Source organism: Xanthomonas sp. NCPPB 3761 (genome assembly GCF_041475705.2).
Lineage (GTDB): Bacteria > Pseudomonadota > Gammaproteobacteria > Xanthomonadales > Xanthomonadaceae > Xanthomonas > Xanthomonas phaseoli.
Map to the genome: position 1 here is coordinate 2,325,254 of NZ_CM191262.1, position 11,626 is coordinate 2,336,879.

General features: G+C 64.9%; 11 protein-coding genes and 1 pseudogene. 6 read left to right on the plus strand and 6 right to left on the minus strand.

Annotation, left to right across the window (positions count from 1 at the left end):
* Positions 1 to 11: 11 nt before the first annotated feature.
* From ACCQ00_RS10245 to ACCQ00_RS10260, 4 genes are all read right to left on the minus strand, one after another.
* Positions 12 to 1,829 carry a DUF3300 domain-containing protein gene (locus tag ACCQ00_RS10245; RefSeq protein ID WP_039574592.1) on the minus strand — a complete coding sequence of 606 codons (1,818 nt, stop codon included), beginning with the start codon at positions 1,827 to 1,829 and terminating at the stop codon, positions 12 to 14.
* A 291-nt stretch (positions 1,830 to 2,120) separates the two neighbouring features.
* The gene (gene zupT / locus ACCQ00_RS10250; protein ID WP_039574590.1) at positions 2,121 to 2,939 is read right to left on the minus strand and encodes a zinc transporter ZupT; all 819 of its coding nucleotides are present in this window, start codon (positions 2,937 to 2,939) and stop codon (positions 2,121 to 2,123) included.
* 264 nt (positions 2,940 to 3,203) lie between these two features.
* Positions 3,204 to 3,626, minus strand: coding sequence for an energy transducer TonB (locus ACCQ00_RS10255; RefSeq protein WP_017156632.1), 423 nt, complete (start codon positions 3,624 to 3,626; stop codon positions 3,204 to 3,206).
* Positions 3,623 to 3,979: a 4a-hydroxytetrahydrobiopterin dehydratase gene (locus ACCQ00_RS10260; RefSeq protein ID WP_017156633.1), complete on the minus strand. Its 357-nt coding sequence runs from the start codon at positions 3,977 to 3,979 to the stop codon at positions 3,623 to 3,625. The genes ACCQ00_RS10255 and ACCQ00_RS10260 overlap by 4 nt, the downstream gene beginning before the upstream one ends.
* Before the next feature lie 88 nt (positions 3,980 to 4,067).
* Here ACCQ00_RS10260 and ACCQ00_RS10265 point away from each other — a divergent pair, with 88 nt between their 5' ends.
* Both ACCQ00_RS10265 and ACCQ00_RS10270 read left to right on the plus strand, forming a co-directional pair.
* Complete coding sequence (locus ACCQ00_RS10265; RefSeq protein ID WP_011408965.1) at positions 4,068 to 4,667, plus strand: NfuA family Fe-S biogenesis protein; 600 nt, start codon at positions 4,068 to 4,070, stop codon at positions 4,665 to 4,667.
* A 13-nt stretch (positions 4,668 to 4,680) separates the two neighbouring features.
* On the plus strand, positions 4,681 to 6,501 hold the full coding sequence (locus tag ACCQ00_RS10270; RefSeq protein WP_039574587.1) for a hypothetical protein: 1,821 nt from the start codon (positions 4,681 to 4,683) through the stop codon (positions 6,499 to 6,501).
* 216 nt (positions 6,502 to 6,717) lie between these two features.
* Here the strand turns inward: ACCQ00_RS10270 and ACCQ00_RS10275 are convergent, their stop codons facing one another.
* On the minus strand, positions 6,718 to 7,359 hold the full coding sequence (locus tag ACCQ00_RS10275; protein ID WP_039574584.1) for a TetR/AcrR family transcriptional regulator: 642 nt from the start codon (positions 7,357 to 7,359) through the stop codon (positions 6,718 to 6,720).
* A gap of 178 nt (positions 7,360 to 7,537) precedes the next feature.
* Here ACCQ00_RS10275 and ACCQ00_RS10280 point away from each other — a divergent pair, with 178 nt between their 5' ends.
* Positions 7,538 to 8,452 carry an NmrA family NAD(P)-binding protein gene (locus ACCQ00_RS10280; protein ID WP_039574581.1) on the plus strand — a complete coding sequence of 305 codons (915 nt, stop codon included), beginning with the start codon at positions 7,538 to 7,540 and terminating at the stop codon, positions 8,450 to 8,452.
* 18 nt (positions 8,453 to 8,470) lie between these two features.
* A pseudogene (locus ACCQ00_RS10285) lies at positions 8,471 to 9,403 on the plus strand (epoxide hydrolase family protein); the annotation flags it as partial.
* Positions 9,404 to 9,551: 148 nt separating this feature from the next.
* On the opposite strand, the gene ACCQ00_RS10290 reads toward ACCQ00_RS10285, so the two are convergent.
* Complete coding sequence (locus ACCQ00_RS10290; protein WP_039574597.1) at positions 9,552 to 9,968, minus strand: hypothetical protein; 417 nt, start codon at positions 9,966 to 9,968, stop codon at positions 9,552 to 9,554.
* A 328-nt stretch (positions 9,969 to 10,296) separates the two neighbouring features.
* Here ACCQ00_RS10290 and ACCQ00_RS10295 point away from each other — a divergent pair, with 328 nt between their 5' ends.
* Both ACCQ00_RS10295 and ACCQ00_RS10300 read left to right on the plus strand, forming a co-directional pair.
* On the plus strand, positions 10,297 to 10,776 hold the full coding sequence (locus ACCQ00_RS10295; protein ID WP_017156640.1) for a BLUF domain-containing protein: 480 nt from the start codon (positions 10,297 to 10,299) through the stop codon (positions 10,774 to 10,776).
* A gap of 272 nt (positions 10,777 to 11,048) precedes the next feature.
* On the plus strand, positions 11,049 to 11,618 hold the full coding sequence (locus tag ACCQ00_RS10300; RefSeq protein ID WP_039574580.1) for an O-methyltransferase: 570 nt from the start codon (positions 11,049 to 11,051) through the stop codon (positions 11,616 to 11,618).
* Positions 11,619 to 11,626 lie beyond the last annotated feature (8 nt).

Genomic DNA, 11,626 nt, shown 5'->3' on the forward strand with positions numbered 1-11,626 from the left:
AGCGCGCTGGCTCAGCCCTCGTGGCGGTGGTCGTGATGCTGCGGCTGCGCCGACGGATGCGGGCGCTGCTGGTGCATATCGGCCTGGTGTGTCGGAGCGGCACGCGGTGGGGCGAAGGACGCCATCCGCTGCATGTGCTGCTGCGGCTCTGCCTTCATGACCGGGCGCGGTTCGTCACGCGGGCGCGACTGCTGCGCATGTTCGGCCCGCGGCAATGCTGCGGACGCAAACTGCTGATGGGGCGGCAGGTCTCGCTGTGCTTGCACGGGCGGCTTCCATTGCGCAGGTTGGGATTGCGCTCGGAACTGGCTGTCGCGGGCGTCGCGGCCGGCGAATGCATCGCGCGGCGGCATGCCAGCATGTGCGCGGCTGGCTGCAGCTGCAGCTGCCTGCTCCTGCGCTGCCCGCGGCTCTGCGCGTGCCTGCGCCATATGCTGCGGTGCGGCCTGCAAGTCATTCACCCGTGCGGGCGTTGCAGCCGATGCGAATGCCGGTGCTTGCACGCGCGGTGAACGCGGTGCGGAGGGCACTGGCTGCATCGGGTGGGCAGCAGTTGTCAGGGGCGCAGCATGCGGCGAAGGCGATGCGTTCAGCGCGACCGGGCGCCCTGGCTGCAGCATCTGCGCATTGAAATGCGGTGTGGCCAGATGCGCATAGTCGGGCGCACGATGCGGCTGGGCAGGCGAGGGCGCTGGCGTGGTGGCTCCTGCAAAGGCACCAAGCCCACGCGCGCCGGCGACTGCTGCAGGTAGAGCGGCCGCCTGCGCTGCGTGAAAGCTGGCTGGGGAGATCCCGGCCACAGGCGCAAAGGTCGAAGCGGACCAATGGCGCTGATCCTGATTCACATACGCGCGCGAATCGATATAGGTATTTCGGTTGTTGATGATGGTGGTGCGCGGGGCATAGACATGGTTCTGGTAGACCACGTAATGCGGTGCGGCCGGCGGCGCGTTCCAGTCCACGCCCCAGCTGTTCCAGCCCCAGCGGTGCCAGGCAGGCGCCGGCTCGGCCCAGCCGAACCAACCGTGGTGGTGCTCGAGCGCGCCGCCCACCAACACGCCGACGCCGAACGACACCAGGCCGGTGGTGACGACGTCGCCTTCGTCGTACCAGCGGACTGGGCGGTAGCGATACTCCCGATAGACATCGACCGGCGTGCCGTAGACCACGCCGGGGTCGTAGCGCGGGACGTACACCACGTCCGGTTGCGCCGGTTCGATGGTGATCACCTGCGAGGGCGGCGGGACGCGGCCCTCGTCCAGAATGGGCGTCACCACCACATGGCGCGCCACCTGCACTTGCTGTTGCGGCGTACTGCGCAGATGGCCGCTGGCCTGGGCGCGTTGGCGCATGATCTGCACCGCGTTGAGTACATCGTTGGGGTCGTGGGCATAGGCATCGCCGAGCGCACGCGTCCAATCCAGATTGCCGGCCAGTTGGGCCACCACGTCGGGAAAGGCGGTCAGTGCCTTGATGCTCGGATCCCACGATTGCGACACCGTGGCCTGGGCGCGATCGGCAGCGCTCAAGCCGCTATTGCTGCGTAGCCATTCCTGTGCGGTGACCACCTGATCGGGATAGACCGACGCCGCCAGCGTTTGCGCCAGCAACTTATCTGGGAACAGGGCAATTGGCGCAACCAGTTGGTAGAGCTGGTCCGCCGTGGGCGGCGTGTAAGCCGGCGCTGCCGTCGCGCTGGGAGGCGGCGGAGGCTCGGCTGCAGCCGGAGCCGGTGCGTCCGTGCGTTGACACCCGCAGAGTGCAATCGTGGCGGTGGATGCGATCGACAGCGCCAAGGCAAGGCGCCCTTGTGACCATGTGCGTTGTATACGGCACCTCGCTGTGTGTGCGTTGATGACGCGCGTACCATGCGCCGGCTTGAGTGTCTGGAACCTTTCTAAAACTTGGCTTCAGTCAACCAGGCGCGACGGTGTTCAGCAGACGTGCGGGAAACCGCTTGCCAACGAAGGGGCACTGCGACGCGCGCTTGAGTTCAGGCAGGCGGCGCGCATCGGTTCGTCATTCAAAAGCCAGCGATGGCATTGCTGAAGAAGCTTGCAGCCGCGCATGCAGCAGAGCTTGCGGCCAGGTCATCACGAGCTGCCAGCGCACGACGCGCTTCACGGCGTTGCGAAACGGAACAACACCAGGCTGATCGCCAGCGTCCCCATGCCCGAAACTAGGCCATACACAGTCTCGTGACCCTGGGCGTAGCGCTTGGCAGCCGGCAGTAACTCGTCCAGTGCCAGAAACACCATGACCCCGGAGATCAGCCCGAACACGGTGCCGAAGACCGCATCCGAGAGCACGCTGGCCAAGGCCAGATATCCGATGCCCGCACCGATCGGTTCGGCCAACCCGCTGAGCAGGCTGGCGCCCACCGCATAGAACTTGTTGCGCGTGGCGAAATACACCGGCACCGCGATCGCGATGCCTTCGGGAATATTGTGGATGGCGATCGCGAACGCCAGCGGCATGCCGACCGCCGGGCTTTCAAGCGTAGCGAAGAAAGTCGCCAATCCTTCCGGGAAATTGTGCGCGGTGATCGCGACGGCGGTCATCAGGCCGACCCGACGGATATAGGCGCGGTTGTCTTCGCGAAAGTGCGGATCGTCGCTGGACAAACTCTGGTGCGGATTCGGCACCAGGCGGTCGATCACCATGATCAGCAGCACGCCGCCAAGAAAGGTCAGTGTGCCGAAGGTAAAGCCGAGCTTGTCGTTGTAGGCCTGGGAAAACGCGGCGATCGACTTGTTGAGGATCTCGGTGAGCGATACGTACACCATGGCGCCGCCGGCGAAGGCCAGGCCGAATGCCAACAGCCGCGGGTTGGGCTTTTTGGCAAACACCACCATGAGGCTGCCGAGCCCGGTTGCCAGCCCGGCCGCCAGCGTGACCGCAAGCGCGATCCAGAGATTGTGCGATGACACTGCAAGCATGTGGCGCGACGTCCTGGGGGAATGAAGAACTTCCTGGAGAGAGCGTGGCAACCGTAGCTCGCCAGATACCCATGCCCCTCCGCGGAAGCAGGATGGCCATGCCGCGATGACGAAGACGTCGTGTTGAGGACGAAAAGCAACGCATCCGCGCCAGCGTCAGACGCAGGCAAAACACGCGCGCGCGAACAAGGCGCTGTTGCTCATGCGCGGGTGTCGATGCGCTTGTGCCGTGCAGAAACAAGGCGCCACCGACCTGCGCGGTCCTCAGCCGCCGCGGCGTGCGCGCTCCTCGATGGCGAAACACTCGTTCGGACGCGGCACCGGCGGCTTGAACGAGACCGGCACCTGGATGGTCTGCGCCACGGCCTGGCCATTGCGGGTGGCGGCCTTGAATTGCCACTCGCGCACGCGCGTCTGGGCCGCTTCGTCGAGTACGGGCTGGCCACTGCTCTGGGCCACCGAGACGTCGGTCGGCGAGCCTTGGGGGCCGACCACGACCCGCAGCACAGTGGTACCGCCGACGCCGGCGCAAGCCAGCTGCGGCGAATATTCCGGCGGAGGCGTCTTCACGGCAGCCAGCTCGGTGGGCGCGACGGTGGGCGCGGCAGCCTGCTGGGGCGACTTGCCGCAGCCGCCAAGGCCGGTGGCGACGATGAGGCCGGCGAGCGCAGCGCGATACATGTTCATGCAGTGATTCCCTGGTCGTAGAGTTGCGCGGTCTTGGCCGCGCAGATGAAGTCGTTTTCGCTCAGCCCGCCCACGTCATGGGTGGAATAGCGCACCACCACGCGGTCGTAATGCACGCCCAGGTCGGGGTGGTGGTCTTCGCGGTGTGCGATCCAGGCCAGCGCATTCACAAAGGCCAGGGTGCGGTAATAGTCGGTGAAGCGGAACGTGCGCGTGAGCGCCATGCCGGCCTCGGCCAGCTCCCAGCCAGGCACCTGCGGCAGCAGCTCGGCCAGGCGCGCTTCGCCCAGCTTGTGGTCGCTGCCCTTGCGGGGGAGGCAATGGGCCTGCTCCAGGGGAATCAGATCGGTCATGACGGTCTCGCAGGGGTGGCGGACGGCGCGCCCGCCAGGATCACGGTGTTCCATGAGCGAGGGCGCTTTGAGCGGTAGAATAACCCGCATGATCCAGATATCCGACAAAGCCCAGACCTATTTCCGCAAGCTCATCGAACGCGAGGGTGTGCCCGGCATGGGCGTGCGCCTGAGCGCGGTGGACGCGGGCACCCCACGCGCCGATGCCCGGCTTGAGTTCGCCGAACCGGCGGACCTGAGCGGCGACGAATGGGCAATCGACTGCGACGGTTTCACCTTGTATGTGGTCGCTGCCAGCGTGCCGTGGATGGACGGTGCCGAAATTGACTACGTCACCCAGTCCACCGGCAACCAGCAACTCACCATCAAGGCGCCCAAGATCAAGGGCGAAGCGCCTGCAGAGTCGGCTTCGATGGTCGAGCGGGTGCGCTGGGTGGTGGAAAACGAGATCAACCCGCAGCTGGCATCGCATGGCGGACGCGTGGCCGTGCAGGAAGTCTCCGCCGACGGCGTGGTGTTGCTGCGCTTCGGCGGCGGTTGCCACGGCTGCGGCATGGCCGACGTGACCTTGAAGCAGGGCATCGAAAAGACCTTGATGGGGCGCGTGCCCGGCGTGATTGCGGTGCGCGACGCGACCGACCACGCCACCGGCGACGCCCCCTACATTCCGCGCGACAGCGCGGCCTGATTCCGCACCACCGGTGACAACGGCTGCCGATCTGCTGCAGGCACTGCGCGCGCGCATGCCCGGCAAGCTGATTCTGGATCGGCGCACCGGCCTTCCGTATGGCTGGGGTATCTGGATGGGCAACCGCAAGCACGCGGCTGCGCCATTCAACGATGACCATGTCATGGATGTGCTGTTGGCGCGCAGGCAACCGGCTCGGCGCGATGTGGCCGGCGTCTCCCTGCTGTCGCCCTTCCAGGCATTCCGCAGCCTGTGGTGGCAGCACTGGGACCCGCGGCCGAAGGATCAGCGCCGGCAGCACTGGCTGGCGGTGCTTGGCAGTTTTCTCATCCACCTCGGTTTTATTGCGCTGCTTATCTGGGTGGTCACCGTGCGCTGGGCGCCGGATGAAACCAAACCCGGCGAGGAATCGCGGGTGCGCATGACCTTGATTGGCGATGGGGCTGAAGCGCAGGGCGGCGGGGAAGGCCAACCTACGTCTGAGGCATCGACGCAGGCGGCGGCAACTGCGGCGTCTTCGCCAGCGCACGCAGGCGTATCGGCGGCGAAAAGCGAACCTGCTGCATCGCCGACACCCATGCCAACGCAGCCAGCGACCGACCCTGTGGAACGCCCCGACATGGCCCAGGCAGCGGAAAATGCGCCCGAACCGGTGCAAGCTGCCAGCGAACCCATCACCGCGGAGATTCCGCAGGTGACGGTGCAGGTGCCGCCGATGACGATCGAATCGCCGCTGCAGGTCACCGAAACCCCGGTCGCCACCAACGACTTTGTCGTCCCACCGCCGCCAACCATCACGCTGACGCCGCGTGCAATCGAGCGGGCGGCACCGCAGGTCCAGGTGCGTCAACGCGACATCCAGACGGTGACCGAGCGCCCGCAGGTGCGCGAACTGCAACGTCCGGCCACGGATGTGGCGGTGCGCTCTGCCACGGCCCCTGCGGTGCGCGAGCGCGACATCGTCATCCCCGAGCGCCCGCAAATCGCCGCGCCGGCTGCACGCCTGCGTGAGATCTCGCCGACGGTGCGCATGCCTGAGGTCGCGGTGCGTCCGGCAGAGCTGCCGAACGTACCGGATCCGGCGCCTGCGCCAGTGGCGGCGGCACCTGTCGTGCCAGCGACGCCTGCGACTCCCGACCCGCAGCCGGCACCCGTGGCGGCACCATCTGCGCAGGCAGCCGCACAACCTGCACCGGCGCAGGCCAGTCCTGCCCAGTCCGAGCGTTCCAGCAGCGCGGCCGCCGCTGCATCGATGCCTGCCAAGCCAGCCGCCAGCAGTCATGCCGGCCCGGCGCCTGCCGATCGCAGCGGCGGGTGGGATGTGGCCGCCAACGCCGACGACTGGAGCAAATCCGAGCGCAATCGGCAAGGCGACACGACAGGCGGCAACGCGCAGCGCAACGGCATGTTCAATGCCGATGGCAGCGTCAAAGTGGCCAGCGGGGCGGGCGATGCCGGCAAGGGGGCAGGTGACCGCGGACCACCGGGCAGCGAGACCGATACCTGGACCCGCGACCAGATTGCGCAGGGTGGTACCTGGCTTAAACGTCCGCCGTACGGCTATACACCGACATCGCTGGACAAGTACTGGATGCCGAACCAGACGCTGCTGCAGGAATGGGTGCGGCGCGGCCTGAAGAAGATCGAGATTCCGATTCCTGGCACGACCACCAAGATCAGCTGCGTGGTGTCCCTTCTGCAATTGGGCGGCGGTTGCGGCCTGAGCGATCCCAATCTCAACGATCAACCGGCGACCGCACGCCCGCCGCCGGATGTGCCGTTCAAGCGTGAGTTGCAGGAAGACAAGGGCGCGCTGCCCCGCAGCGGCGGGTAAGCGTGACGCACGCTGACGTGCGGCGATGTCTGCCTGAGTGCGCAGATCGGTCCCTGCGCCCCACATGATCATGCCGGGCCACTGCATGCGGCATCGGTCGATCGTGAGAAGAGGGCGGCAGTAATCGCGATGGCGTTTGTGCCGACGTAATGGCGCCTGCAACCGGTTGGCAGGCGCCTCGAAGGCCCGATGCAGTTTTCGGGCGTCGAGCGCGTGTCAGCGAGGACGTTTCGTCTTCAGCTGGCCTGCGGCGCTGAGCAACCCCAGTGCCCACTCCACGCGGTCTGCTGCGGAGTCGACCAGGCGTGCCGGGTGTTCTCCCAGCAGCGCACGGAGTTGATGCGGCGCAAACACCAGGTCGACGAATTGGCTTGCCAACGCAGAGGGATCGGCGGGTTGATCCGGGCCATCGAGGATCGCCATGCGCACGCGTTGCAGCCCGCCTTCCCAGCCGATGCGGTTGACTTCCGCAGCAAGCTCCGGCGCCCGGATGGAAGTGCCGACGACCAAGCGCATCATCGCCACGGTTTGCGGCTGCAACGCATGCGCAAGTATTCCGCGACCTGCGAGCCTTAGCCGACCCTCAAGATCCAGCGGGGCGCTGCTGGCGGCTGGCAGGGGCTGGGTCTGCACATCACGGCGAATCACTGCCTCGAAAATGGCGTCTTTGTTGGCGTAGCGGGCGTAAAGGCTTGCCTTGCCCGCACCTGCCAATCGCGCGATGTCCTCGCACGAGGTGTGCTCGAAGCCACGCTCCAGGAAGAGCTGTAAAGCCGCATCGAGGAGGCGCCGATCGACATCGCCGGCTTTATCGGGTGGCGGCCTGCCGCCTTTGGATTTTTGCTTGACTGCCTTCATCGGCGAAAAGCTACACGCCGCTTGTGTTTTCAACAACTGAACGATATCGTTCAGTTGTTCGCTGCACGATCGCTTCCGCCAGCGCAACGCATGACAGCCGAGGTAACAGGGCGCCAATGCCTCGCGGTTGCATTGGCTGCCCGCCACTTGGGCACACCAACCATCAAGCGAGAAGCACGTGAATACACAGACCAGTTCGCAGATTGTTGTCGCAGGTGCCACCGGCGATCTGGGTTACCGGATCGCGGCTGCACTCAAGGATCAGGGCGCGGCAGTCGTTGCACTGGTGCGGCACGGTGCAGGACAGAGCCGCGTTACGGCGCTGGAAGGGCGGGGCGTCCAGGTTCGACGTGTTGAGCTCGACGACGCCGAGCGGCTACGCGACGCGATCATGGGTGCGGACTGCGTTGTTTCCGCACTCAACGGCTTGGAAGAGGTGATGTTGGGTCAACAGGGAAAGCTGTTGCGTGCAGCGGTTTCTGCGGGCGTTCCTCGCTTCATCCCATCCGATTTCTCGCTGGACTACACGAAGACGCGGCCAGGCGACAATCGCAATCTGGACCTGCGGCGCCGCTTCAGGGACCAGCTGGATGCCACCCCCATTTCGGCCACATCGGTGCTGTGTGGCGGCTTTCTGGAATTGCTTGAGGGCAGTGCGCGCCTGGTCGTACCGGGCCGCCGCGTCCTGCATTTTGGCGACGCAAACCAGAAACTCGATTTCACTGCCAAGGACGATGTCGCCAGCTACACCGCCGCGGCGGCACTGGATCCGCAGTCTCCACGCGATCTGCGCATTGCCGGCAACAGCATTTCGCCACACCACATCGCACATCTGCTCACCGAGCTCACGGGCGAGCGATATCGCATGCTCAGGCCAGGCGGACTCGGCACGATGTCGGCCATCATCCGTGTCGTGCGTGCACTGACGCCGACCAGCGATGACCCGTTCCCACCCTGGCAGGGCATGCAATACCTGTGCGACATGATGAGTGGACGCGGCAAGTTGATCCCTCTGGACAATGATCGTTACGGGGCGCGCGCGTGGCAGTCGGCCCGCCAGACCTTGGCGCACACCTACGCACCGAAGGCTTGAGATGACTGACGGCATTACACCTTCATCGATGGGCTGGATATCCATTTTCTGCATGTGCGTTCGCCGGAGCCGGGCGCGCTGCCGCTGCTGTTGACGCATGGATGGCCGGGATCGATTCTGGAATTTCGCGACGTGATCGGCCCGCTAAGTCACCCGGTGGCCCACGGTGGGAAGGCGTCGGATGCGTTTCATCTGGTGATCCCTTCGTTGCCCGGCTTTGGTTTCTCTGGCAAACCCACTGCCCGCGGCTGGGGAGTGGGGCGAACGGCTGCGGCTTGGGTCGAACTGATGCGCCGGCTGGGGTATGGCCAACGCTGGACTGCCCAGGGCGGCGATTGGGGCAGCGCGATCACGACCGCGCTCGGGTTCATGCAGCCGCCCGGCTTGCTGGGTATCCATCTGAACATGGTGATGTTCGACCCGAGCGCCGAAGAGATTGCCAACGCCACGCCAGCAGAGCAGCGGATGCTCGACGACGCAAAGCGCTATCAGAACGAATTTGCAGGCTACATGCGGCTGCAAAGCACACGACCGCAATCGGTGGCATTTAGCTTGGCTGATTCTCCAGCCGGCATCGCTGCGTGGGTGTATGCGCTCTTCCAGGACGTTTCCCAAAGCGATGGCGAACCGGAAAACGTGATCGCGCTAGATCACCTCATCGACGACATCATGCTGTACTGGCTCCCCAATGCCGGGCCCAGCTCGGTGCGTTTTTACTGGGAAGCTGCGCATGAAGCCGGGACTGCGATGCCCACGCAGCCGATGCCAACGCCAACCGGGATCAGCATGTTCCCTGGGGAACAAGTGCGCATTTCCCGGCGCTGGGCAGAACGACGCTTCGCGGATCTTCGCTTTTTTGCACAAGCGCAGCGGGGCGGGCATTTTGCTGCGATGGAAAATCCGCCTGCATTTGTCGACCACCTCCGGGAAACCTTTCGATCGCTGCGGTAGAGGCCGACTCGTCGGTTGGGCTTCGCAGCGGCAATCCAGTGCACTTGGCTGCGTCGAGCAATTTGACGAACGCAGGGCGGACCACTGCGAACCTGTGGAAGTGGTCGCTAATGCAAGATGCGGATCGTTAGCCTGGGGGCATGCTTGGCTAGCGACCGCCTTGAAATCTAAAGGTGAAGCGTGCCGCAGCGCGGGCGGCGGTTTCCGGGGCGATGGGCACAGGCGTGGCGTCTACCAGCGTCAACATGCCATCGGCAATCGGGACCGGGATGCCCAACGTCAGGTCAACCTGTCTGGACCAGCCACCACCCAGTACCGTCGCACGCACGATCAGTCGGCCTTCCACGATGCACTGCACATCAGCAGGGCACCGGCTGTCTTCGACGATTCGGTCGGGCCGCACTCTGGGACCATCGACCGCTGCCATCTCCCCCAGGCGCACAGGCCCCTCAACGAGATGACCCGTCGCCGGGGACGTGGTGACGCATCCGCCAAGCGACATGACGGCGAGCAGTGCCACTGGCAGCAACGTGGCGCGCTGAAGTTCATCGTTGCCGGTCATCATCGTCTGGGCCGATTGAGGTTGCGGTGGCTTTGGAGCGATGCGCGCATTGATCGCCTTTCTTCTGATGATATCGCGGGCCACGTCTTCGGCCAGCCACTGCAATGCGCCAGCGTCATCGCTCAGCGCTCAGCGCTCATCGGATCGACCGGCCTTCCAGCGTGGCACTGCACGCGCCGAGACGGGTTGGGCGAGCTGGCCCGTGGCCGCACATCGCCGCTATGTATAATTAAATTGTAATGCCTGAATTGCCAATCGGTGCGTCGCGCCCTGATACTGGCGCTCGCAGCGACCTCAGGAGGAGCCGGCGCTGACGACTCTGCAGAAATGGATGTTGGAGCAGATCACCTATCGAGACGAGTTCTTGGCAAATCCACCGCTGCAGGCCATCGCTTACGTGAGCGAGGTGCGTCGCCCCATGTCGATGGGGGAGGTCGACCGGCTGCTTGTCTCTTCCAGTGCACACAACTCGCTGGCCGCCATCACTGGCGTCCTGCTCTACGACGGCGCTCGCTTCTTCCAGTATTTCGAGGGGCCGCCTGCCGGGGTGCAGCACACCTACGATCGCATCAAGCGGTCTTCGCGCCATCACGTGATCGCGGAGGTCTACAACGGCTCCATCGTCGAGCGTTACTTTCCCGACTGGCAGATGGCGTGCCGCAAAGTGCTTCCCGGGTCGATTGTCGAGCTCAGCGCACAACGCTGGTCGCGCACACGCCTTGCGCTGTGGTCGGCGGGAAAAAAACCGGAGCCTGTCTCCCGGTTGCTGGAATTCTGGGAGGGGGCCATGCCGCCGACAGCTGATCTATGACCGAGGGCGCGTCGGCGGAGTACCCCATCGTGAGAGTGCGCAGGCTGGGAAGCTCTTGCGACTGATTGCGTGCGCCATGCCTGCAGTTGTTTTGTTGCCAGCGATGTTGAAAGCGAGGTAGAGCGTTCTTTGCGGAGAATAGCCAATAGCGAGCACTTGTATCAGGCGCGTCGAGCATCCGCTTCGCTCGCATCGCGGTGCGGTGCACCAGGCATTGGAGGGCGCTGCCTAGGTCATCGCCCACACTGCAACAGTCAACAAGCAGTCAAGGCATGAGCGCGTTGCAGGATCTGAAAGAGGAGCTATCGCGTTTTGGAACCAGCAACGACGCGGTGGAAACCGCGCGTGGCAAACGCATGTTGAATATCACCCCCGAAACCGGCGAGCTGCTCGCCCTGCTGGTACATGCAACGCGGGCGCGGCAGGTGCTGGAGGTGGGCACTTCGAATGACTACTCCACGCTGTGGCTGGCCGAAGCTGTCATCGCCATTGGTGGACATGTCACTACGCTGGAGCATGCCGAAGACAAGGCTGCCCTGGCGGCTGCGAACTTCGTGCGTGCCGGACTACAGGCGCACATCACGCAGGTGCTGGGCGATGCGGGTGCGTGGTTGGAGACCGCCGACGATGGCAACGTGGATCTGTTGTTCTTGGACTCGGACCGCAGCGCCTATGCACGGTGGTGGCCGCAGCTGCGCCGTGTGCTCAAGCCCGGCACCGGCCTGATGGTGGTGGACAACGCCACCTCGCACGCAACGGAGATGGCAGATTTCATACGGGCTGTCCGCGCCGACATCTCCTTCCGGTGCAGCGAGGTACCGGTCGGCAAGGGCGTGTCCTAGATTTTGTG

Coding starts and splice junctions, on each gene's coding strand:
- ACCQ00_RS10260 (WP_017156633.1), bottom strand. CDS start 3,979: ATGACCGATCTGATTCCCCTGGAGCAGGCCCATTGCCTCCCCCGCAAG.
- ACCQ00_RS10265 (WP_011408965.1), top strand. CDS start 4,068: ATGATCCAGATATCCGACAAAGCCCAGACCTATTTCCGCAAGCTCATC.
- zupT (WP_039574590.1), bottom strand. CDS start 2,939: ATGCTTGCAGTGTCATCGCACAATCTCTGGATCGCGCTTGCGGTCACG.
- ACCQ00_RS10295 (WP_017156640.1), top strand. CDS start 10,297: ATGTTGGAGCAGATCACCTATCGAGACGAGTTCTTGGCAAATCCACCG.
- ACCQ00_RS10290 (WP_039574597.1), bottom strand. CDS start 9,968: ATGATGACCGGCAACGATGAACTTCAGCGCGCCACGTTGCTGCCAGTG.
- ACCQ00_RS10255 (WP_017156632.1), bottom strand. CDS start 3,626: ATGAACATGTATCGCGCTGCGCTCGCCGGCCTCATCGTCGCCACCGGC.
- ACCQ00_RS10300 (WP_039574580.1), top strand. CDS start 11,049: ATGAGCGCGTTGCAGGATCTGAAAGAGGAGCTATCGCGTTTTGGAACC.
- ACCQ00_RS10275 (WP_039574584.1), bottom strand. CDS start 7,359: ATGAAGGCAGTCAAGCAAAAATCCAAAGGCGGCAGGCCGCCACCCGAT.